At 65.4% G+C, this 21,124-nt stretch carries 20 protein-coding genes; 10 read left to right on the forward strand and 10 right to left on the reverse strand.

Translation table 11 applies throughout. From position 1 onward, the window contains the following. Positions 1-6 precede the first annotated feature (6 nt). On the forward strand, positions 7-828 hold the full coding sequence (tatC, locus tag AC1VV3_RS11525) for a twin-arginine translocase subunit TatC (RefSeq protein WP_132268158.1): 822 nt from the start codon (positions 7-9) through the stop codon (positions 826-828). A gap of 187 nt (positions 829-1,015) precedes the next feature. On the opposite strand, the gene AC1VV3_RS11530 is transcribed toward tatC, so the two are convergent. Next, positions 1,016-2,707: an amidohydrolase gene (locus AC1VV3_RS11530; RefSeq protein WP_442046516.1), complete on the reverse strand. Its 1,692-nt coding sequence runs from the start codon at positions 2,705-2,707 to the stop codon at positions 1,016-1,018. 26 nt (positions 2,708-2,733) lie between these two features. After that, positions 2,734-3,630 carry an NAD(P)-dependent oxidoreductase gene (locus AC1VV3_RS11535; RefSeq protein ID WP_132268160.1) on the reverse strand — a complete coding sequence of 299 codons (897 nt, stop codon included), beginning with the start codon at positions 3,628-3,630 and terminating at the stop codon, positions 2,734-2,736. 210 nt (positions 3,631-3,840) lie between these two features. Here AC1VV3_RS11535 and AC1VV3_RS11540 point away from each other — a divergent pair, with 210 nt between their 5' ends. Beyond that, positions 3,841-5,094, forward strand: coding sequence for a threonine ammonia-lyase (locus AC1VV3_RS11540; protein ID WP_132268162.1), 1,254 nt, complete (start codon positions 3,841-3,843; stop codon positions 5,092-5,094). Between the two features lie 455 nt (positions 5,095-5,549). Then, on the forward strand, positions 5,550-6,389 hold the full coding sequence (locus AC1VV3_RS11545) for an arginyltransferase (RefSeq protein WP_132268164.1): 840 nt from the start codon (positions 5,550-5,552) through the stop codon (positions 6,387-6,389). 65 nt (positions 6,390-6,454) lie between these two features. Here the strand turns inward: AC1VV3_RS11545 and AC1VV3_RS11550 are convergent, their stop codons facing one another. The 3 genes from AC1VV3_RS11550 to AC1VV3_RS11560 all read right to left on the reverse strand — a co-directional run bounded on the left by AC1VV3_RS11550 (position 6,455) and on the right by AC1VV3_RS11560 (position 10,095). Beyond that, complete coding sequence (locus tag AC1VV3_RS11550; RefSeq protein ID WP_482961812.1) at positions 6,455-7,051, reverse strand: lysozyme; 597 nt, start codon at positions 7,049-7,051, stop codon at positions 6,455-6,457. 130 nt (positions 7,052-7,181) lie between these two features. Next, on the reverse strand, positions 7,182-9,749 hold the full coding sequence (gyrB, locus tag AC1VV3_RS11555; RefSeq protein ID WP_482961813.1) for a DNA topoisomerase (ATP-hydrolyzing) subunit B: 2,568 nt from the start codon (positions 9,747-9,749) through the stop codon (positions 7,182-7,184). A gap of 223 nt (positions 9,750-9,972) precedes the next feature. Then, positions 9,973-10,095, reverse strand: coding sequence for a hypothetical protein (locus AC1VV3_RS11560; RefSeq protein ID WP_465127889.1), 123 nt, complete (start codon positions 10,093-10,095; stop codon positions 9,973-9,975). Between the two features lie 187 nt (positions 10,096-10,282). Here AC1VV3_RS11560 and guaA point away from each other — a divergent pair, with 187 nt between their 5' ends. Beyond that, on the forward strand, positions 10,283-11,863 hold the full coding sequence (gene guaA, locus AC1VV3_RS11565; protein WP_314468203.1) for a glutamine-hydrolyzing GMP synthase: 1,581 nt from the start codon (positions 10,283-10,285) through the stop codon (positions 11,861-11,863). Between the two features lie 61 nt (positions 11,864-11,924). Here the strand turns inward: guaA and AC1VV3_RS11570 are convergent, their stop codons facing one another. The 5 genes from AC1VV3_RS11570 to AC1VV3_RS11590 all read right to left on the reverse strand — a co-directional run bounded on the left by AC1VV3_RS11570 (position 11,925) and on the right by AC1VV3_RS11590 (position 16,475). Next, positions 11,925-12,416 (reverse strand): methylated-DNA--[protein]-cysteine S-methyltransferase, encoded by a 492-nt coding sequence (locus tag AC1VV3_RS11570; RefSeq protein ID WP_482961814.1) that lies wholly within the window; start codon positions 12,414-12,416, stop codon positions 11,925-11,927. 50 nt (positions 12,417-12,466) lie between these two features. Beyond that, positions 12,467-12,868: a DoxX family protein gene (locus AC1VV3_RS11575; RefSeq protein WP_482962095.1), complete on the reverse strand. Its 402-nt coding sequence runs from the start codon at positions 12,866-12,868 to the stop codon at positions 12,467-12,469. A gap of 75 nt (positions 12,869-12,943) precedes the next feature. Beyond that, entirely contained in the window at positions 12,944-13,360 is a 417-nt protein-coding gene (locus AC1VV3_RS11580) for a hypothetical protein (RefSeq protein ID WP_482961815.1), read from the reverse strand. Positions 13,361-13,481: 121 nt separating this feature from the next. Continuing rightward, the gene (gene tldD / locus AC1VV3_RS11585) at positions 13,482-14,900 is read right to left on the reverse strand and encodes a metalloprotease TldD (protein ID WP_482961816.1); all 1,419 of its coding nucleotides are present in this window, start codon (positions 14,898-14,900) and stop codon (positions 13,482-13,484) included. A gap of 234 nt (positions 14,901-15,134) precedes the next feature. Beyond that, positions 15,135-16,475: a NupC/NupG family nucleoside CNT transporter gene (locus tag AC1VV3_RS11590; RefSeq protein WP_132268177.1), complete on the reverse strand. Its 1,341-nt coding sequence runs from the start codon at positions 16,473-16,475 to the stop codon at positions 15,135-15,137. Between the two features lie 103 nt (positions 16,476-16,578). Between AC1VV3_RS11590 and AC1VV3_RS11595 the strand changes: the two genes are divergently transcribed. The 6 genes from AC1VV3_RS11595 (at position 16,579) to AC1VV3_RS11620 (ending at position 21,112) form a co-directional block, all read left to right on the forward strand. Then, the gene (locus AC1VV3_RS11595) at positions 16,579-17,256 is read left to right on the forward strand and encodes a queuosine precursor transporter (RefSeq protein ID WP_132268179.1); all 678 of its coding nucleotides are present in this window, start codon (positions 16,579-16,581) and stop codon (positions 17,254-17,256) included. Positions 17,257-17,446: 190 nt separating this feature from the next. Beyond that, positions 17,447-18,346, forward strand: coding sequence for an acetylglutamate kinase (gene argB, locus AC1VV3_RS11600; protein WP_132268181.1), 900 nt, complete (start codon positions 17,447-17,449; stop codon positions 18,344-18,346). A 111-nt stretch (positions 18,347-18,457) separates the two neighbouring features. After that, positions 18,458-19,009, forward strand: a complete 552-nt coding sequence (locus tag AC1VV3_RS11605; protein WP_482961817.1) for a hypothetical protein — start codon at positions 18,458-18,460, stop codon at positions 19,007-19,009. A gap of 186 nt (positions 19,010-19,195) precedes the next feature. Next, on the forward strand, positions 19,196-19,480 hold the full coding sequence (locus AC1VV3_RS11610) for a YggT family protein (RefSeq protein ID WP_132268184.1): 285 nt from the start codon (positions 19,196-19,198) through the stop codon (positions 19,478-19,480). 1 nt (position 19,481) lies between these two features. Beyond that, positions 19,482-20,393: a bifunctional methylenetetrahydrofolate dehydrogenase/methenyltetrahydrofolate cyclohydrolase FolD gene (folD, locus tag AC1VV3_RS11615; protein ID WP_482961818.1), complete on the forward strand. Its 912-nt coding sequence runs from the start codon at positions 19,482-19,484 to the stop codon at positions 20,391-20,393. Continuing rightward, complete coding sequence (locus tag AC1VV3_RS11620) at positions 20,390-21,112, forward strand: hypothetical protein (RefSeq protein ID WP_482961819.1); 723 nt, start codon at positions 20,390-20,392, stop codon at positions 21,110-21,112. Before folD ends, AC1VV3_RS11620 begins: the two co-directional genes overlap by 4 nt. Positions 21,113-21,124: the final 12 nt, after the last annotated feature.

A 21,124-nucleotide genomic window follows, 5' to 3' on the forward strand; every position in this document is an offset into this window, starting at 1 on the left:
CGCGCCATGCAGCCATTCCGCATATCCGATATCGACGATTCGCAGGCCCCGCTGCTCGAACACCTAGTCGAGCTGCGCGCCCGCCTGCTTCGGGCCTTCCTGGCCTTTGCGGTGGCATTTGGCATCTGCTTCTACTTTTCGGGCGACATCTTTTCGTTTCTGGTCCGCCCGCTGACTGAGGCTTTCCCGCCCGGCCAGGGCCGGTTGATCTATACCAAGCTCTATGAAGCCTTCTTCGTGGAAGTGAAGATCGCGCTGTTCGCGGCGTTCTTCGTCAGCTTCCCGGTGATCGCCAACCAGATCTGGGCTTTCGTGGCGCCGGGCCTCTACGCCAAGGAAAAGAAGGCGTTCCTGCCGTTCCTGGTGGCAACGCCGATCCTCTTCACCATGGGCGCGGCCCTGGCCTACTACGTCGTCATGCCTACGGCGTTTCACTTCTTCCTCGGTTTCGAGGGGCAGAAGGGCGGGCTCAAGCTGGAAGCGCTGCCTGGCACCGGTGACTATCTCGCGCTGGTCATGCAGTTCATCCTGGCTTTCGGCATCAGCTTCCTGCTGCCGGTGCTGCTGATGCTGCTCAACCGCGCCGGCATCATCACCCGCGCGCAGTGCGTCGGCGCGCGTCGCTATGCCATCGTCGGCATCTTCATCATCGCTGCCGTCGCCACCCCGCCCGACGTCGTTTCGCAGCTCCTTCTCGCCGTGCCGCTTCTGGCGCTCTACGAAGGAACGCTGGTGTTCATGTGGTTCACCGAGAAGCGCGACGCGCGTGACAAGGCTGCAGAGGACGATGTTCCTGCCCCGGTCGAAGGCAGCACGCCCGCGGTCTGAGCGGGCGGGTGCTTCGGGCGCCCTGACATCTGGGATGCCGCTCCGGCTTCGCGGCTGATCGGGCGTCGTTCCGCGCCGCGCGCGTTGTCGGACGGTAAGGTGGGCTTGGGCGTGCCAAGGGACGAGCCGGCTCGCGCCGATCTCGCCCTCCGAACCTCCAGCTCTCAAACCTCCAGCGGCCGAGTTCTCAGCGGCCGGGTGTGTCCTTGGCCGGAATCACCCGGTCCTTTGCCGCGGACCACGCCATCTGGCCGCCGATCCAGGTCTCCATGACCTTGGTGGCGCGCAGTTGCTCCGGCGTTGCCAGCATGGGATCGGCATCCACGAAGAGGAAGTCCGCACGGTAGCCCTTGGCGATCCGCCCGAGACGGTCTTCCGCGAACATCGCATAGGCGGCGCCCGTGGTGTAGGCATTGAGCGCGAGTTCGCGGCTCACGGCCTCCTGCGGCTGCCATCCGTTGAACGGCTGGCCGTCCGCACCCTGGCGGGAGATGGCGACCGCAAGGCCGACGAAAGGCTGGGACGGTTCGACGGGAGTGTCCGACCCGAAGGCGAGCGTCGCGCCGGTGGCCGCGATCGACTTCCAGGCATAGGCGCCGGCCAGACGCGCCGGGCCCAGCCGCGCTTCGGCCATAGTGCGGTCCGATGCTTCGTGCTGCGGCTGCATCGAGGCGATCGTGCCGAACTTGCCGAAGCGGGGGATGTCTGCCGGATCCACGATCTGGGCATGCTCGACGCGCCAGCGCCGATCGCCCTTGTAAGTGGCCGAAAGGTCCTCGATCGAGGCAAGCACGGTGGCATTGGCCTGATCGCCGATAGCGTGGACGGCGACCTGGAAATTATCCATCGCCGCGCGGCTCATCAGGTTGCCCAGCTGCGTCTCGTTCATGCGCGGCAGGCCCTTGCTCTCCGGCGCATCGGCGTAAGGCGCCTTGAGCCAGGCGCCGCGCGATCCCAGCGCGCCGTCGAGATAGAGCTTCACGCCGTTCATCTTGAGATGATCGTCATAGAGCCACGGCGTAGGGCGAGGGCCACCGATCAGCGCCATGTTGTCCACGCCGTCGGCATACGTGACGATGCGGATACGCAGGCGGCTGGCGTCGGCGGCGCGGCGCATGGCCTGCCAGTCGTCGATCGAGGTGCCCATGTCGGCAATGGCGGTGACGCCTTGCGCCAGCAGCGCGAGCTGCGCTTCGCCGAGCGCGGTGTCGCGATCTTCCGGACGGGGCCTGGGCATCTTCGATTCGATCAGCGCCATGGCGCCGTCCACGAAGACGCCAGCGGGCTGCTTGCCGCCGCTCAGGCGCAGAATCTCGCCGCCTTGCGGCACGGCGGTGGCGGCAGTGACCCCGGCGGCGGAGATGGCGGCCGAATTCGCCCAGCCGGCATGGCCGTCGACGCGGACCAGCCAGGCGGGCTTGCCGCCCGTCGCCCGGTCCAGTTCGGCGGCGGTGGGCATGCGGTCGAGCCCCCACTGCGCCTGGTTCCAGCCGCTGCCCAGGATCCAGGGCGCGTCGGGATGGGCGGCGGCCCAGGCGGTGATGCGCGCGAGGGCCTCGTCAAGCGACTTGGCCATCGTCAGGTCCAGCGTCATCTTCGCAAAGCCGGTGGCCATGACATGCCCATGGGCGTCGATCATGCCGGGCACGACGTGGCGGCCCTTGCCGTCCACCTGGTAGTCGACCTTCTTCGGGCGCTTGTCGCCATGGCGATAGACTTCGGCGATCCGGCCGTCCCGGTCGATCAGGAAGCCTTCGAAGCGTTCGACGCCGCCCTTGCCGTCACCCGTCACGCCCTCGACATTGTCGACCAGCACATCGGCCAGAGCGGCGGGCGCCAGCGCGGGACTTGCCGCGATGGCGGTGGAAGCAAGCAGCAGCGCCAGGGCTGCGCCGGTTTTGGAATTCACTTGATACCCTTCTTGGGGAGGCGCTTGATGATGGCGCTGGTGTCGAGGCGGCCGCCGCCTTGCGCCTGGATGTCCGCGAAGAACTGGTCGATCAGCGCGGCCACGGGCAGCGAGACGCCAAGGCCGCGCCCTTCATCCAGGCTGAGGCCCAGATCCTTGCGCATCCAGTCGATCGCGAAGCCGAAGTCGAACTTGTCCTCGTTCATCGTCTGCCAGCGGTTGTCCATCTGCCAGGACTGGGCAGCGCCGCCCGAGATGGCCTCGTAGACCTTGTCCATGTCGAGGTGCGAGGCCTGGGCGAAGCGCACCGCTTCCGCCAGCGCGGCAACATTGCCGGCGATGCAGATCTGGTTGGCCATCTTGGCGATCTGGCCGGAGCCGGCCTTGCCGACATGGACGATGCGGGTGGAATAGGCCTCCATCACCGGATGAGCCGCCTCTATCGCCTCATCGCGGCCGCCGCACATCAGGGTGAGCGTGCCTTTCTCGGCACCGATCTGCGATCCCGTCATCGGCGCATCGACGCAGTGGATGCGAAGGTCCCGCGCCTCGACCGAAATCTGGCGGGCGATACGTGCGGAAACAGTGGTGTGGTCGATGAAGACGCCGCCCTTCTTCAGCATGCGGAACACGCCGTTGGGACCGAGCACGACTTCGGAAAGATCGTCGTCATTGCCGACGCAGGTAATGACCACATCGGCATCCTGCGCGGCGTGGGCCGGGTTGGCGGCGATGCGGTGGGCAAGGCCGGGGTTGTCCTGCGACCACTTGTGTGCCCGCTCGGGAGAGCGGTTGAAGATGGTGAGTTCGTGACCGGCCAGGGCGATATGCCGCGCGATTGCGCCGCCCATGACACCCAGGCCGATGAAGGAAACCTTGCGTTTTTCGCTCATGGCAAGCGTTCTAGCGCTTTTTGCACGAAAGCAAACCGCAAGCGGCAGGGAAATCTGTTCGTTCCGGCGCAGTCTTCGGGCAGCGCGGCGAGGGAAGGCTTCGGCGGCAAAGGGATTTTGGACAACAATATTACAGCGTCCATCGAAAGCGAGAATTTTTCCTATCGCGCGGCTTTCCATTCGGCACGCTTTCCTTTACCCGCGGCCACCATGGAACAGCCATTGCTCAAGATCGCTGCGGAGCCCGAAGTGGCCACGCTGACTGCCGAAGACATTCGTGCGGCCGCGGAGCGCATTATGGGCAAGATCGTCCGCACGCCGACGCTCTATTCCACGACGCTCAGCGCGATCACGGGCGCCGAGATCTGGCTCAAGTTCGAAAACCTCCAGTTCACTGCCGCCTACAAGGAACGCGGCGCTCTCAATGCCCTTCTCCTCCTCGATGAGGCGCGCAAGTCGCGCGGCGTGATCGCCGCTTCGGCCGGCAACCATGCGCAGGGCCTGTCGTATCACGGCACCCGGCTCGGCGTGCCCGTCACCATCGTCATGCCGCGCACGACGCCGACCGTGAAAGTCATGCAGACGGAGAGCGTGGGCGGCAAGGTCGTGCTGGAAGGCGAAAGCTTCGACGAGGCCTATGCTCATGCCCGCAAGCTGGAAACGGAACTGGGCCTGACCTTCATCCACCCCTTCGACCATCCGCACGTCGCGGCGGGGCAGGGCACCGTGGCGCTGGAGATGCTGGAGGACGTGCCGGACCTGGACACGCTTGTCCTGCCGATCGGCGGCGGCGGGCTGGCCACCGGCATGGGCACGGCAGCGCGGGCGATCAACCCGGACATCCGCCTCGTCGGCGTGGAAGCGCAGCTCTATCCCTCGATGTACAACCTGCTGAAGGGTACCAGCCTGCCCATCGGCGGGGATACGCTGGCAGAGGGTATCGCCGTATTCTCGCCGGGGCAGTTCACGTCCTCGGTCCTGCGCGACTTGCTGGACGAGTTCCTGCTCGTCAGCGAATCGGGCATCGAGAGCGCGCTCGCGCTGCTGCTGCAGATCGAAAAGACCCTTGTCGAGGGCGCGGGCGCCACCGGCCTGGCCGCGGTTATGGCGAATCGCGAGCTGTTCGCGGGCCGCAAAGTCGGCATCGTGCTTTCGGGCGGCAATATCGACACGCGTCTGCTGGCTAACGTGCTCTTGCGCGATCTCGCCCGTTCCGGCCGCCTTGCCCGCCTGCGCATCGGCCTGCAGGACCGCGCCGGCGCGCTGTTCAAGGTCGCCAAGGTGTTCCACGAGCACAACGTGAACATCATCGAAGTCTTCCACCAGCGCATCTTCACGCACTTGCCGGCCAAAGGCCTGGTCACCGAGATCGAGTGCGAGGCGCGCGACAAGGACCAACTCGATGCCCTCGTGGCCGCGCTGCGGCGCGAAGGCTACGAAGTGAAGCAGGTCGAAACCGAATAGACCGTACTCTGCCGCCGGGGCGACTCGGCAGGAATGCAGATCGGCAGGGATGCGGACCGGCAGCGGGCGGGCGGTTTCGACCGGCCTTTCCGCTCGGGCCGGATTCGGGGGGCGATTCGGGTCTGCACCGCAGGGCTTCCCGTTCCTCTATAAGGGAATAAGGCGCGGCCTTGCGTGCAGGGCTGAAAGGAGTAGGGGGCACACGCCTGAATCGCCGCAGGTCAGGCGTTAACGGCGCGCGTCAAATCTGCTAACCTTCATCCGGAAGAAAGAACCAATCCGGGACAACCGGACGAAATCGCCACCCAGTTGGTCCCGATTCCGATACGGGTCGGGCTCCTTTCGTGGTTAAAACGCTTTCAACCGGCGCAAGCCCTATGCATATTCAAGGCTAACACGGAAACTTCGCCGGCGTCGCGGTGGGCTTCCAGCAGGCTAGAGGATAAGTTTCGTCCGTGACGGCACCCGTTCGTTTTCCCCGGTTCTTCGTGACCAGCCCGGCGCCATGCCCCTATCTGCCGGGTCGCAGCGAGCGGAAGGTCTTTACCGAACTCAAGGGGCCGCACGCCGATTCCCTCAACGATGCGCTGGGCCGCATCGGGTTCCGGCGCAGCCAGACGGTGGCCTATCGCCCCTCCTGCCTGGATTGCAATGCATGCGTCTCGGTGCGTGTCGTGGCAGAGGAATTCGCGCCCTCCGGCACGCAGAAGCGTTTGGTCAAGCGCAATGCAGACCTTGTCGCCACCGTGTGCCGCCCCTGGTCCACCAGCGAGCAGTTCGATCTGCTTCAGCGCTATCTCGCCGTTCGCCATCCGGAAGGCGGCATGACGGCGATGGATGAAGTCGATTTCGCGGACATGGTGGAGCATACCCCGGTCACCAGCTACGTGATCGAATATCGCGAGCCCTCGGATGACGGCGTCACACCCGGCCGACTGGTGGGCGCCTGCCTGACGGACCGCCAGTGCGACGGTCTTTCGATGATCTACAGCTTCTACGATCCGCATCACGAAGGACGTCAGGGGCTGGGCACTTACATCATCCTCGACCACATCCAGCGCGCGACGGAGATGGGGCTGGCCTATGTCTACCTGGGCTACTGGGTCGAGGGCGCGCCGCGGATGCAATACAAGGTCCGCTTCCGTCCCATGGAGAAACTGGGCCGCGCGGGCTGGGAGCGTATCGCGCCGGTGGAGCACGATCGCCTGATCGCCGCCGCCGTCGCCAATCCCCGCAGCCGCGACGCCGTGAACGAAGGCGCGCGCAAGGACGGCGTGCCCTCCATCACACGGTAAGCTGCCGGTTTCGTACAATGCGCCAGCCGAATTGACGGCCGGCGCCGGGGCCGGCCGTCTTCCCGTCACGGTGTCAGATAGAGCGCCGCTTCTTCGGCGCGCCGCCGCTTCAGGCCTTCCAGCACTTTGCCGTCATTGTAGATCCATTTCCCGAACTGCACCGCCGCTTCGGCAAAGCGGCCCTCGCGGTGCAGCTTCGTCAGCGTGGCATCGGCGATGGCGCCGGTGTTGTAGTGAAAGGACGTCAGGGCATCGAACTGATGCGGCGAAGTTGCCGCATCGCCGATGGCGGCAACGACCTCCTGGACGTATCGGGTGATTTCGCGGTCGAAGCGGGCATCGCACTGGGCCTGAGTCCAGACCGTCTCCGGCCCGATGTCCGCGCCGGTGGAGCCCCAGCCGATCGTCCAGGGCCTGCCGTCCTGGCTGCCGGGATCGGGATAGGCTTCGAACAGGCCGTCGGCGCGGCGTTTGGCGCAGCCTTCCCAGTTTTGGATCAGAGTTCGACCGGCAGATCCGATCGTGTGGCTGGCCGGCAGGGACTCGCTGTCCTGGACCAGTGCATTGTCGATGGCGCGATCGAGCGCGGCGACTTCGCCGGAGGTGAATCCGCGCCCGAGCAGAAGGCGCACTTCGTCGAAAATCGGCTTGCGATGAAACATCGGCCTCTCCTTGTTTGAGGGAAAGGCCGATCAAGTAAGGCGGATGCAGGGCTGTAGGAAAACGGTTTCTTTTTGCGAGAACCGTTTCCCTACCCGATACCCCTGATTTCAGGCCCGTTTTTCGGCCTGCTCAAACGTCGAGGTTGGCAACGTTCAGCGCGTTTTCCTGAATGAAGTCGCGGCGCGGTTCCACCACGTCGCCCATCAGGCGGGTGAAGATTTCGTCGGTGACGTCGGCGTCTTCGACCTTCACCTGCAGCAGGGCGCGGTTTTCCGGATCCAGCGTGGTTTCCCAAAGCTGATCGGCGTTCATCTCGCCAAGGCCCTTGTAGCGCTGGATGGACAGGCCTTTGCGGCCGGTGGCCAGCACGGCGTCGAGCAGTTGCGAAGGACGGCTGATCGTATCGCCGCCAGCGACCGGGCGAGTCGCGGGTGCGTCCTCCTCGCCTTCGACGGCTTCGACTTCCACCGTCTCGGTGCCCGCGCGCACGAGGCGCGCGGTGGCCGCGTAGACTTCGGCATTTTCAGCGGCAATGCGGGCGAGCTTGCGGGCTTCGGCACTGGCGATGAAGCCGGCCTCGATCTTGTGATGATCGGTGACGCCGCGCCAGAGGCGCTCGATCTCCAGGTTGCCGGCTTCGGTGAGGCGCGCGGTCCAGCGCGCTTCCGGGTCGCCGCGATCGAGCCAGCCGGCGGCACGGCTCAATGCGGCCGTGCGATCGGCCGGCGAAAGATCGGGTGCGAGCGCACCGGCGATCGCCAGGGCCTCGATGATGACCGGATCGAAGCGGCGGGGAACGAAGGCCATGATGTTGCGCATGCGGATCGCATGTTCGACCAGGGCTTCGAGGTCCGAACCCATGCGCGCGCCGCCGCTGCTTTCCAGCACGCGGCCGGCCAGCCCGGCTTCGACCAGATAGCGGTCGAGCGCGGCGTTGTCCTTCAGGTAGACTTCGCTGCGGCCCTTGGCGACCTTGTAGAGCGGCGGCTGGGCGATGAAGAGGTGACCGGCGCGGATGATGTCAGGCATCTGGCGGTGGAAGAACGTCAGCAGCAGGGTACGGATATGCGCGCCGTCGACGTCGGCGTCAGTCATGATGACGATCTTGTGGTAGCGCAGCTTTTCCAGGTTGAAGTCGTCGCGGATGCCCGTGCCCATGGCCTGGATCAGCGTGCCGACTTCCTTCGAGGAAATGATGCGGTCGAACCGTGCGCGCTCGACGTTGAGGATCTTGCCCTTCAGCGGCAGGATCGCCTGGATCTTGCGGTCGCGCCCCTGCTTTGCGGAGCCGCCTGCGGAGTCACCCTCGACCAGGAACAGTTCGCACTTGCTGGGATCGCGCTCCTGGCAGTCGGCCAGCTTGCCCGGCAGGGAGGCGATGTCCATCGCGCCCTTGCGCCGGGTCAGTTCGCGGGCGCGCTTGGCGGCTTCGCGCGCGGCGGCGGCGTCTACCACCTTCTGGATGATGGTCTTGGCGTGGCCTGGGTTTTCCTCCAGCCATTCGCTCATCTTGTCGGCCATGAGCGCTTCGAGCGGCTGGCGCACTTCCGAACTGACCAGCTTGTCCTTGGTCTGCGACGAGAACTTGGGATCGGGCAGCTTGACCGAAACGATCGCGGTCAGGCCTTCGCGCATATCCTCGCCCGATAGCGAGACCTTTTCCTTCTTGAGCAGGCCCGAACGTTCTGCGTAGCCGTTGAGCGTGCGCGTCAGTGCGGCGCGGAAAGCGGCAAGGTGGGTGCCGCCGTCGCGCTGCGGGATGTTGTTGGTGAAGCAGAGCACGTTCTCGTAGTAGGAATCGTTCCATTCCAGAGCGACTTCCATGCCGATGCCGTCCTTGTCCGCGCCGATGGCGATCGGCTCGGGCATCAGCGCCTGCTTGTTGCGATCGAGATACTTCACGAAAGCGCCGATGCCGCCCTCGTAATAGAGGTCGTGCTCGATCGCTTCCTCATGGCGCTTGTCGCGCAGCTTGATGCGCACGCCGGAATTGAGGAAGGCCAGCTCGCGGTAGCGGTGCTCCAGCTTGTCGAAATCGAATTCGGTGACGTTCTTGAACGTGTCGGTCGAGGCCAGGAAGGTCACGCGCGTGCCCTTCTTGAAGCCGTTGTCGTCCGGATTGTCGCTGACCTTGGGGGCCACGCCGCGCACTTCCAGCGGGGCCACGGCGTCGCCATGGGCGAACTTCATCCAGTGTTCCTGGCCCTCGCGCCAGATCGTGAGTTCCAGCCATTCGGACAGGGCGTTGACCACCGAGACGCCGACGCCGTGCAGGCCGCCGGAGACCTTGTAGGCGTTGTCGTCCGAGGTGTTCTCGAATTTACCGCCCGCGTGAAGCTGGGTCATGATGACTTCGGCGGCCGAGACGCCTTCCTCGGCATGGATGCCGGTGGGAATGCCGCGGCCGTTATCTTCCACCGACACCGATCCGTCGGCGTTGAGTTCGATCAGCACGAGGTCGCAATGACCTGCCAGTGCCTCGTCGATGGCATTGTCCGAAACTTCGAAGACCATGTGGTGCAGGCCCGAGCCATCGTCGGTATCGCCGATGTACATGCCCGGACGCTTGCGGACCGCGTCGAGTCCCTTGAGGACCTTGATCGAATCCGCGCCGTAGCTGTTCTGGTTCTTGCCGCTGTCGGAAACGTTGGCATCGGCGGCTGCGGTCGCGGGCGTGTTATCTTCGGTGCTTGCCATGGCGAGCATATAGGGTTTGACGGGCGCAAACCCAAGCAAAACCGGGTCCGCCTCGGGGCTTTTCCACAAGAGACGGAGCCGCTTGCGCCGATCCGCCGCCAGACAGCGCCGAGTTGCGAAAAGTTGCACCCCGCTCACGAGAGAGGGAAGGCGCCCCTGCCGGGCAGGCAACAAAAAAGGCGGCCACACGGGCCGCCCTTCTGTCTTGTCGGAAATGCCGGCCTCAGATGAGGGTGACGGCAAATGCCAGAGCGCTCACACCCAGCGCTGCAGCGAAACCGAACGTCTTTTCGACGATGGTCATGGAATTGCTCCTGCAAACTTCTTGTTCTGTTTTTTGTCGCATGCATGGCGCTTCTCGTCGTCATGCTGCAGGTGCGAGATAGGCGCTCTTGGAATTTTCACAACGTCGAAAGAAACAATATTGCTTGCATGTTTTGCAATTGCATGCAGCGGCGTGCCGATGGGTCAAAATGGCGCGGGGGCGCCCGCGGATACTGGACACCTGCACTATCCCGCTATAGTGGCCGCCCATGACTAATCAGACTTCTGGCCAGACTTCACAGCCGTCCGATTCCATCCTGATCGTCGACTTCGGCAGTCAGGTGACCCAGCTTATCGCCCGCCGCGTGCGCGAAGCCGGCGTCTATTCCGAGATCGCCCCTTTCAATGCCGCGAAGGAAGCTTTCGCCCGCATGAAACCGGCCGGCGTCATTCTCTCGGGCTCGCCGGCCTCGGTGCTCGATGACAGCGGGCCGCGCATTCCGGACGAGATTCTCGAAAGCGGCCTGCCGATGCTGGGCATCTGCTATGGCCAGCAGTCGCTGATGCACCAGCTTGGCGGCGAAGTGCTTTCCGGCGATTCGGGCGAATTCGGCCGCGCCTTCATCGAGATCGGTGACGACTGCGCGCTGTTCGATGGACTGTGGTCCAAGGGCGAAAAGCACCAGGTGTGGATGAGCCACGGAGACAAGGTGACCAGCCTGGCCCCCGGCTTCCGCCCGGTCGCCTCCAGCGAAGGCGCGCCTTTCGCGGTGATCGCCAACGACGAGAAGCGCATCTACGCGATGCAGTTCCACCCCGAAGTCGTGCACACGCCCGATGGCGGCAAGCTGCTGAAGAATTTCGTGCGCCACGTCTGCGGCCTTGCCGGCGACTGGACCATGGCGGAGTTCCGCAAGACCAAGATCGACGAAATCCGCGCCCAGGTCGGTGACAAGCGCGTGATCTGCGGTCTTTCGGGCGGCGTCGATTCGGCGGTTGCGGCGCTGCTGATCCACGAAGCGATCGGCGACCAGCTGACCTGCGTTTTCGTCGACGGCGGCATCCTGCGCATGGGCGAGGCCGAGCAGGTCGTCAGCCTGTTCCGCGGCCACTACAATATCCCGCTGGTCCACGTCGATGCCTCGACGCTGTTCCTGAACGGCCTGGCCGGCGTCACTGACCCCGAGGCCAAGCGCAAGTTCATCGGCAAGACCTTCATCGACGTCTTCGAGGACGAAGCGAAGAAGATCGGCGGTGCCGAGTTCTTGGCGCAGGGCACGCTCTATCCGGACGTGATCGAATCGGTCTCGTTCACCGGCGGCCCTTCGGTGACGATCAAGAGCCACCACAACGTCGGCGGCCTGCCCGAGCGCATGAACATGAAGCTCGTCGAGCCGCTGCGCGAACTGTTCAAGGACGAAGTCCGCGTGCTGGGCCGCGAACTGGGCCTGCCCGACATCTTCGTCGGTCGCCATCCGTTCCCCGGGCCGGGCCTGGCGATCCGCATTCCCGGCGAAGTGACGCGCGAACGCTGCGACATCCTGCGCAAGGCCGATGCGATCTACCTTGAGGAAATCCGCAACGCGGGTCTCTACGACGCGATCTGGCAGGCCTTCGCGGTGCTGCTGCCGGTCAAGACCGTGGGTGTAATGGGTGACGGCCGCACGTACGACAACGTCTGCGCCCTGCGCGCGGTCACCTCGACCGACGGCATGACCGCGGACATCTACCCGTTCGACTCCGCTTTCCTCTCGCGCGTGGCCACCCGCATCATCAACGAGGTGAAGGGCATCAACCGCGTCGTCTACGACTACACCTCGAAGCCGCCCGGCACGATCGAGTGGGAATGATCGCGTTAAAGCGCTGAGGTTCGAAGGGCCGGTATCCTGCAGGGTGCCGGCTCTTCTCGTTTCAGAGCAGGGTGCGGGGGCCTTCCAGTCTCAGCAGGAACGCTTTGGCCTCAAGGCCGCCGGCGAAGCCGGTGAGGGTGCCGTTGGCGCCAACGACGCGGTGGCACGGGGCGATGATCGAGATCGGGTTGCGGCCGTTCGCCGCGCCTACCGCACGGCTACCGCCGGGATTTCCAAGCGCGGATGCGATCTGGCCGTAACTGCGCGTCTCGCCGAATGGTATCGCGAGCAGTTGGGCCCAGACGCTTTTCTGGAAATCCGTGCCGCGGAAATCGAGCGGGAGGTCGAACACTTCCCGTTTGCCCGCAAAATAGTCGCCGAGTTGGGCCTTGGCCGCCGTGATGACGGGATGGTCGTGGGCATCCTCGGTCTCTTCCAGGCGAACGCGGGCCGGATTGTCGTTCTCCCAGAGCACGGCGACGAGGCCGGAATCGCTGGCGATCAGGGTGAGTTCGCCGATGGGCGAGGGCATTGTGCTTCGGGCGAGCGCCATGAAGCGGGTCTCCTGGGATGGGCGCGGCAGGGCGGGAGCGGAAGACTAGGTCAGCGCCGCCGCCAGGGCCAGTCCGTTACGCCGCTGGCCCACAGTGGCCACCAGATCAGCACCGGCTGCAGGGCAAGGCGCGGGACATGGTAAGTGAGGGGCAGGCCGCGACCGGGGTGGACAAGGTCGATCAGCATATGCTGCAAGTTGGCGGGCCAGACGCAGAGGGCATAGGCGGCAAGGCCCCAGCCTGCAGCCTGGCGCAGCGCGGGCGAGACCGGTTGCAGCATGCCGATTGCACCCAGGATCTCGGCAATTCCGGTGAGGGCGACTACCAGGGCGGGGGCAGGCACCCAAGGCGGAACGATGGCGACGAACGGTCCGGGCAGCGCGAGGTGCAGAATACCCGCCGCGCCATAGAGCAGGCCGAGAATCCAGAGCGAGATGGTCCGGCGCGTCAGGTGCCCGCTCCAAGACGCATCAGGCGGCCACGGACGTTTCCGCAGCCGCCCTTTTCGCGGAACTTCTCTATTCGGTTACTTGGCAGACGTGGTTTTCGGCTTCGTATAAGGCACGAAGTCCTGAAGGCCGACGAAGCCGTTCCACATGCTGGGCGTGGTCCGATCGCGCAATTGCACGGTGTCGAGGCGGCAGAGCTGGCTCGAATAGAGCTTCGTCACCAGGATATTGTCCGAATCGAGCCGATCGGCGTTGGTGGGGCGATTCACGTAATAGGTGCTGCCCACGCGGTAGACGATCGCGGTCTTGTCGATGATCTGCGTGCTTTGCGCCTGGTTCAGCGGAATGCACGTCACCGGTTTTCCGGCGACACGGCCATCTAGGATCTTGGCGAGTTGCTGTTCGCCGGTCAGTTTTTCTCGTGCGAACACGGTGGGCGCGGCCAGCAGGCTGGCCGCGATCAGCGTGGAGCCGACGACATGCTTCAGTGACATGGTCTCTACCTCACTTTCCCAACCCTAGATCGCGCTTATGCCACGTTTCGTCTGAACATGGGCTGAAGCCTGGCAGGCGTAAACCCGGGGATTTCCTTAGGACGTCAGGTACGTGCGGCGGTTACGCCGTACCGCCCACGGTGATGCCCTCGATGAGCAGGGTGGGCTGGCCGACGCCCGCCGGCACGCTCTGGCCGCCCTTGCCGCAGACACCGACGCCGCGATCGAGTTCGAGGTCGTTGCCGATGCCGGTGACACGGGTCAGCACCGAGGGGCCGTCGCCGATCAGCGTGGCGCCCTTGATCGGCGCGCCGAGCTTGCCGTTCTCCACTTTGTAGGCCTCGTTGCACGAGAACACGAACTTGCCAGAGACGATGTCGACCTGGCCGCCGCCCATCGATTTCACGAAGATGCCGTTCTTCATGCGCGACAGCAGTTCGGCGGGATCGTCGTTGCCGGCCTCCATGAAAGTGTTGGTCATGCGGACTTGCGGGGCGTGGGCGTAGTTCTCGCGGCGGCCGTTGCCGGTGGGATCGACGCCCATCAGGCGCGCGTTCATGCGGTCCTGCATGTAGCCCTTGAGGATGCCGTCCTCGATCAGCACCGTCTCCTGCGTGGGCGTGCCTTCGTCGTCGATCGAGAGCGAACCACGGCGGTCGGCGATCGAACCGTCATCGACGATGGTGACGCCCGGCGCGGCGACGCGCTCGCCGATGCGGCCGGCGAAGGCCGATGTGCCCTTGCGGTTGAAGTCGCCCTCCAGGCCGTGGCCGACGGCTTCGTGGAGGATCACGCCGGGCCAGCCGGGTGCGAGCAGCACGGTCATCTCGCCCGCCGGGGCGTCGACGCTTTCAAGGTTGACCAGCGCCTGGTTCAGCGCGGTATCGATGGCGCGGTTCCAGTTGGCCGGGTCGAACAGCGCGTCGTAGAGATGGCGGCCGCCCATGCCGAAGGAGCCGGTTTCGCGGCGGCCGTTGCTTTCCGCGACGATCGAGACGCTGAGGCGCACCAGCGGGCGCACGTCGGTGGCGATGAAGCCGTCGGGACGGACGATCTCGATGACCGACCACTGGCCGGTGAGGCTGGCACTGACTTGCGAGACGCGGGGATCGCGGGCGCGCGCGGCGGCGTCGATCGTCTCCAGCAGCTTCACCTTTTCCTCGAACGGCACGAGGTCGAGCGGCGAGACATGGGTATAGAGGTGGCGATTGCTCTTCTGCGGCGGCGCGGCGCGCACGGCGCCTGCCGGGTCGAGCAATTGCAGCGTCTCGCCCGCGCGGCGGATGGCGGCGGGGGAAATCTCGTTGGCGTGCGCGAAGCCGGTCATCTCGCCGGTGACACCGCGCAGGCCGAAACCGGCGTCGCGCGAATAGTCGGCCGTTTTCAGGCGGCCGTCATCGAAGCCGAAAGCCTCGGTGGCCATGAACTGCATGTAGAGTTCGCCGTCCTCGCAATTGCGCAAGGTCTCGGCGGCGAGCGCCTGGGCGTCCTCGGGCGAAAGCTGGCGATAGAGGAGCGAGCGCGGATCGGTCATGGTCATGCCCCCCGATATAGGCGCCGCGCGGCGGGAGGCAATTGTTTGGTACGCCATTCGCCTCCGCGAATGGCTCGCGGCACCGGCCCGAGTCTTTGTTGGGTGCGCCTTCGACATCCGTCGAAGGCTTGCGGCACCGGCCCACGCCCCCACCCGACCTCCCACTAGTATATCCTGATAGGAGGTCGGGTGGGAGCGTGGGCCGGTGCCGCTTCCGGGCGTGAGCCCGGACAAAAAATCTCAGCTCAGGCCGAGGAACAGGCCGGCCAGTGCCGCGCTCATCAGGTTCGAGAGGCTGCCTGCGCAGAGCGCGCGCACGCCGAGCCGGGCGATGATCGGGCGCTGGTTGGGGGCGAGGCTGCCGGTGACGGCCATCTGGATGGCGATAGAAGAGAAGTTCGCGAAGCCGCAAAGCGCGAAGGTGACGACGGCCACGGTGCGCGGGCTGAGCGCCGTCATCTGGCCGAGGTCGATGAAGGCGACGAATTCGTTGAGCACGATCTTGCTGCCGAACAGGCTGCCGGCCTGCATGGCCTCGTTCCAGTCCGGCACGGCAAGCAGGTAGAACACCGGCGCAAAGATGTAGCCGAGCAGGCCTTGGAAGGTCACGCCGCTGAAGCCGAACAGTCCGCCGATCCAGCCGACAAGGCCGTTGGCCAGCGCGATCAGCGCCACGAAGGCCAGCACCATGGCGCCGACGGCCACGGCCAGCTTCACGCCGGTCTGGGCGCCTTGCGAGGCGGCCATGATGATGTTGGCGGGCTTTTCTTCCTCGTGCTCGAGCGCTTCCGGCTCATCGACGTGGACGCCGGGCAAGTGGGTCACGTCGGCGCGGTTGAGCGCGGCGGCAGCGGCACCGGCGGGGGGCAGGGTGCTCTCGTGAACGGCAAGCTCTTCGCCCGCGATGGTCTGGACCTGTCCGGGGCGGGGATCGGGCATGATCATCTTGGCCATGAAGATGCCGCCCGGCGCCGACATGAAGGCGGCGGCGACCAGGTAGTCGATACGGATGCCCATCGAGGCATAGGCGGCCAGGATCGTGCCGGCCACGCCGGCCAGGCCGACGCTCATCACGCAGAACAGCTGCGAGGGATTGAGATTGGCCAGGTAGGGGCGGATCACCAAGGGAGCTTCGCTCTGCCCGACGAAGATGTTCGAGGCCGCGCAGAGGCTCTCCACCTTGCTGATGCCGGTCAGCTTCTCCAGCCCGCCGCCGATCCAGCGCACCACCAGCGGCATGATCTTGAGATAGTAGAGGATCGAGATCAGCGAGGCGAAGAAGATGATTACCGGCAGGGCCGAGATGGCGAAGCTGTGGCCGCCGATCTCGGGGCTGGCGAGCGGGCCGAACAGGAAGTCGACGCCCGCGTGGGCATAGCCGAGCAGGCTTTCCACGCCGGCTGCCGCGCCGCCAAGCAGGTCCTTGCCGAAAGGAACGTAGAGCACGAGCGCCGCCAGGCCCGCCTGCAGCGCGAAGGCCGCGCCCACCACGCGCAGACGGATCGCCCGGCGGTTGGTGGAGAGCAGAAAGGCGACGGCCATGATGAGAACGATGCCGAGCAGACTGTAGGCGACGTGCATCGTCCCCGTTTCTCCGAAAATACGTGCTGAATCTGTGCGCAAACCTAGAGGCGCGCATCCATGACGGCTAGTGCAATTGTTCCGCGCCCGTTAGAGCATCGTCATGGAACCGCAAGCCCCTGCAAGCGCGCAATCCCGCGCCATCGCCATTCCCCGCTCGATGTTCGTGTTCTCCACGCTCTATGGCGGACTGGTCGTCCTGGCGGGCGTTCTGGGCATCAAGATCGCCTATCTCGGACATTGGCCGGTCTTCGGCGACCTGGCCGTCGAATCGGGGATTTTCGCGTTTCTGCTGCTGGTGGTGCTGTCGAGTGCGGTGGCCGAATTGCACGGCACGGCAGTCGCCAACCGGCTGGTCCGGTTCGGCTTCATCCCGCTGATCGTGTCGATGACGCTGCTTACGCTGGTGATCCACGTCGTCCCGGCTGCCCCGTTCTGGGACGATCAGGAAGCCTATGCCCGCCTCCTGGGGCAGGGCGCCCGCATGCAGTTTGCCGGGCTGGTGTCCTATGGCGTCTCGCAGACGCTGAACGTCACCGTGTTCTCGCGCCTTTCGGCCGGTCGCGAAGGGCGGATGCTGATGATGCGCGCCTGGATCGCGAGCTTGCTGTCGCAAGTGGTGGACACGCTGATCTTCATCACGATCTCCTTCGCCGGGGTCCTGCCGATCTGGGACATCATGGGCGGGCAGATCATCGCCAAGCTGGTGCTCTCGACGATCATGGTGCCCCCGTTCATCTGGCTCTTCGTGAAGCTGGGCCGCAAGCTGGACGGCGTCTGACCTGAAATCCGCTTCGGGCGCATTCTGTCGGCAGCGGCGCAAGTCGTTGTTGGGGGAACGAGACGGGCGAACGCCCATTTTGCACGGCCGCAAGATTGGACAGGCAACCGACGGGGCGGGAGCGAAATAATCGGTCGTTTTTCCCCGGAATTGGGGTTTAATTCCTGACGCAGGGGTCTAATAGCGGCCCATGCCGATTCCGCACGATCCCGCCATGCTCTCGAAAGCCGAGACGCTCGTCGATGCGCTGCCCTACCTGCAGCGTTATGCCGGTCGCACGTTCGTCGTGAAGTACGGCGGCCATGCCATGGGCGACCCCGAACTGGCGCGCGATTTCGCGGAAGACGTGGTCCTGCTCAAGGCGGTGGGCATCAACCCGGTGGTCGTCCACGGCGGCGGCCCGCAGATCGGCGCCATGCTCAAGACCATGGGCGTGGAATCGCGCTTCGTCGACGGGCTTCGCGTCACGGACAAGCAGACCGCGCAAGTGGCCGAAATGGTCCTCTCGGGCGTGATCAACAAGGAAATCGTCGGCTGGATCGCGCAGGCCGGCGGCAAGGCCATGGGCATTTCCGGCAAGGACGGCGGTCTCGTCACCGCCAGCAAGGTGCAGCGCACCGCCAAGGACCCCGACAGCAATATCGAGCGTGTCGTCGACCTCGGCTTCGTGGGCGAACCGGCCCATATCGACATCAGCGTGATCGAGACGATTTCCTCGGCCGGCATGATCCCAGTGATCGCGCCGATCGCCCCGGGCGAAGACGGGCAGACCTATAATATCAATGCCGACACCATGGCCGGTGCCGTCGCTGCAGCGCTGGGCGCCTCGCGCCTGTTCCTGCTCACCGACGTGCGCGGCGTGCTCGACAAGCAGGGCGAGCTGCTGACCGACCTGACCCCGGCCGACATCGTCCACCTGCAGCGCAACGGCACCATTTCCGGCGGCATGATCCCCAAGCTGGAAACCTGCATCCACGCGGTCGAGGCCGGCTGCGAGGCGGCTGTCGTGCTTGACGGGCGGGTTTCGCATGCCATGCTGCTGGAAATATTCACGCAGGAAGGCGCCGGAACGCTGATCCGCGCAGGCTGATTTCGCTCCGGCTCAAATCTGTTCAGGCCCAAAACTGTTCAGGTTCGGTCTGTTCCGGTTGGGCCAGAACTGCAAAGAGGAACTATCGGGCTGAAAGGCACTTCGAGCCACATGCGTAATACCCTCGTCATCGCCGGCGCCGTTTCGGCCATCATCCTCCTGCTTGCGGCCTGCAATGGCGAGCCGGTGGCCGAATCCAGCAGCGATCCGACCAGCGCTGCGAGCGAGGCGATCGCTGCCAGCGAAGAACCTTCCGGCGATGCCACCGCAGCGGCCACCAATGGCCTTGCAGCCCAGCTCGACCAGACCGCGCTGGGCGAACGCCGCGATCCCGAACGTCTCCTGCGCTACTACGTCAATGCCCTGCGCATCGGCGACTGGGACGATGCCGCCAAGGCCTGGACGCTCGACGCGCAGATGACGCCCAGCCGCCTGGCCGAGGAATTCGGCGGCGATGCCGGCCCGCGCATCGCGCTGGGCCGCGGCGACAGCAGCAATGCAGCCGGTACGCTCTATTACGAGGCGCCGGTGGTGCTGGACTTCGCCGATGGCCGCCCCTCGCGCCGCGGCAGCATCGTGCTGCGCCGTATCAACGACTTGCCCGGCGCCAGCGAGCAACAGCTCAACTGGCGCATCGAACGGATGTCGACCGTCACCCGGTAATTTCTCGCAGCAAATCCCGCAGGCGCCCGGCCGAGAGGCCGCGGCAGGCGGGGTTCGCCGGGCTTTCGGCCCCTTGCTCTGTAACCGAGCATTGCTCGGACCTTCCGGTCCTCTCCTGCGCTTGCTCCCCGCCCCCCGCCTCGGCTATCAGGCGGACGCTCCATTCCTCAGAAAGGCCCCACGCCCATGCTCGGCGGTGTGATCAACGCCCTTATCTACCTCGTCCAGATCCTGACGACCCTCGTGCTCGTGCAGTTCGTGCTGGGCCTGCTGATCGCCTTCAACGTGGTCAACCTGCACAATCGGTTCGTCGAGGCGATCTGGCGCGCGCTCAATGCGCTGCTCGATCCCATCCTCAGCCCGATCCGGCGCATCATGCCCAATACCGGCGGGATCGACTTTTCGCCGATGGTGCTGATCATCGGCCTCAACGTCCTCATCATGATCCTCCAGCCAATGGCGTACGCCTGACATGAGCGCAGACACCAGAATCATCGACGGCAAGGCTTTCGCCGAGGGCCTGCGCACCCGCATCGCCGCCGTCGCGGCCGATTTCGAGGCGAAGGCCTGCCGCAAGGCGGGCCTCGCGGTCGTGCTGGTGGGCGAAGACCCGGCCAGCCAGGTCTATGTCCGCAACAAGGGCAAGCAGACCGTGGCGGCGGGCATGGAAAGCTTCGAGCACAAGCTGCCTGCAGACGCGTCCGAGGCCGACCTGCTGGCCGTGGTCGAGCAGCTCAATGCCGATCCGGCGGTGGACGGCATCCTCGTCCAGTTGCCGCTGCCCGCGCACATGAACGAGCAAAAGGTCATTGCCACGATCAATCCCGACAAGGACGTGGACGGTTTCCACGTCGTCAATGTCGGGCGTCTCGCCACCGGCCTGCCGGGCTTCGTGCCTTGCACGCCGCTGGGCTGCGTGATGCTGCTGAAGGACCGGCTCGGCTCGCTTTCGGGCCTGGATGCCGTGGTGATCGGTCGCTCCAACATCGTCGGCAAGCCGATGGCGCAGTTGCTGATCGCGGAAAGCTGCACCGTCACCGTGGCGCATAGCCGCACGAAGGATCTGGCCGACGTGGTGCGCCGGGCCGACATCGTGGTGGCCGCCGTCGGCCGTCCCGAGATGGTCGAGGGCGACTGGATCAAGCCCGGCGCCACCGTGATCGACGTGGGTATCAACCGCGTTCCCCGTACCGACCAGGGCGCCGAGGAAGGCAAGACCCGGCTGGTGGGCGATGTGGACTTCGCTTCGGCAGCCAAGGTTGCCGGGGCGATCACCCCGGTCCCCGGCGGGGTCGGTCCGATGACCATTGCCGTCCTGCTGCGCAACACGATCGTCGCCGCGCACCGCAGCGCGGGCCTGGCGCTGGACGAGAGCGCCCTTTGAACCGGCCGCCGGCCCGGGTCCTGGCCGCTGTCGCGGGCGGGCTGGCGCTCTTCGCGCTGGCCGCCGGCCCGGCCGATGCCCGGCGCCGACCGGAATATGCGCCGGGTAACGGCACGGCCAATCCCAGCGCCCTTGTCGCCGCCGAAATCGCTTTCGCGCGAACGGCGCGCGAGAAGGGCCAATGGAAGGCCTTCGACGAATTCGCGGACGATGAAGCCGTGATGTTCGTGCCGGAACCCGTCCGCGCCAAGGAATGGCTCAGCGGCCGCAAGGAGCCGGCGGCGCCGGTGCAGTGGCAGGCCCATCAGGTCTGGATGAGCTGCGACGGCACTATGGGCGTGACCAAGGGCGCCTGGCAGCAGCCCGACGGCACGGTGGGCTATTTCACGACGATCTGGCAGCAGCGCAAGAAAGGCGACTATCGCTGGGTTCTCGACCAGGGGGATGCGCTTGCGCAGCCGCTCAAGGAACCGGAAATGCTTTCGGCATCCGTTGCCGATTGCGCCGGCGGACCGGGCGACGAGCTGCTGGTCGAGCGGGACCGCGAAAAGGCCGCGCCCGGCATGGACGGCCGGGGGCGCTCGAAGGACGGCACCTTGACGTGGCGTTACCATGTCGAAGCCGATCACTCGCGCTGGCTGGCCGTATCGATGAAGAAGAGCGGGGCGATGACCGAAGTGCTGCGCAGCGAAGTTGCCGCGCCGAAAGACCGGAACTAGGGGCAACGAACG

The sequence above is a fragment of the Novosphingobium sp. BL-S-34 genome, assembly GCF_056857015.1.

Bases quoted from the DNA above. Each gene is read 5' to 3' on its own strand.
- tatC (WP_132268158.1), top strand. From the start codon at position 7: ATGCAGCCATTCCGCATATCCGATATCGACGATTCGCAGGCCCCGCTG.
- AC1VV3_RS11535 (WP_132268160.1), bottom strand. From the start codon at position 3,630: ATGAGCGAAAAACGCAAGGTTTCCTTCATCGGCCTGGGTGTCATGGGC.
- AC1VV3_RS11540 (WP_132268162.1), top strand. From the start codon at position 3,841: ATGGAACAGCCATTGCTCAAGATCGCTGCGGAGCCCGAAGTGGCCACG.
- AC1VV3_RS11550 (WP_482961812.1), bottom strand. From the start codon at position 7,051: ATGTTTCATCGCAAGCCGATTTTCGACGAAGTGCGCCTTCTGCTCGGG.
- gyrB (WP_482961813.1), bottom strand. From the start codon at position 9,749: ATGGCAAGCACCGAAGATAACACGCCCGCGACCGCAGCCGCCGATGCC.
- AC1VV3_RS11560 (WP_465127889.1), bottom strand. From the start codon at position 10,095: ATGCGACAAAAAACAGAACAAGAAGTTTGCAGGAGCAATTCCATGACC.
- guaA (WP_314468203.1), top strand. From the start codon at position 10,283: ATGACTAATCAGACTTCTGGCCAGACTTCACAGCCGTCCGATTCCATC.
- AC1VV3_RS11570 (WP_482961814.1), bottom strand. From the start codon at position 12,416: ATGGCGCTCGCCCGAAGCACAATGCCCTCGCCCATCGGCGAACTCACC.
- AC1VV3_RS11580 (WP_482961815.1), bottom strand. From the start codon at position 13,360: ATGTCACTGAAGCATGTCGTCGGCTCCACGCTGATCGCGGCCAGCCTG.
- tldD (WP_482961816.1), bottom strand. From the start codon at position 14,900: ATGACCATGACCGATCCGCGCTCGCTCCTCTATCGCCAGCTTTCGCCC.
- AC1VV3_RS11590 (WP_132268177.1), bottom strand. From the start codon at position 16,475: ATGCACGTCGCCTACAGTCTGCTCGGCATCGTTCTCATCATGGCCGTC.
- AC1VV3_RS11595 (WP_132268179.1), top strand. From the start codon at position 16,579: ATGGAACCGCAAGCCCCTGCAAGCGCGCAATCCCGCGCCATCGCCATT.
- argB (WP_132268181.1), top strand. From the start codon at position 17,447: ATGCCGATTCCGCACGATCCCGCCATGCTCTCGAAAGCCGAGACGCTC.
- AC1VV3_RS11605 (WP_482961817.1), top strand. From the start codon at position 18,458: ATGCGTAATACCCTCGTCATCGCCGGCGCCGTTTCGGCCATCATCCTC.
- AC1VV3_RS11610 (WP_132268184.1), top strand. From the start codon at position 19,196: ATGCTCGGCGGTGTGATCAACGCCCTTATCTACCTCGTCCAGATCCTG.
- folD (WP_482961818.1), top strand. From the start codon at position 19,482: ATGAGCGCAGACACCAGAATCATCGACGGCAAGGCTTTCGCCGAGGGC.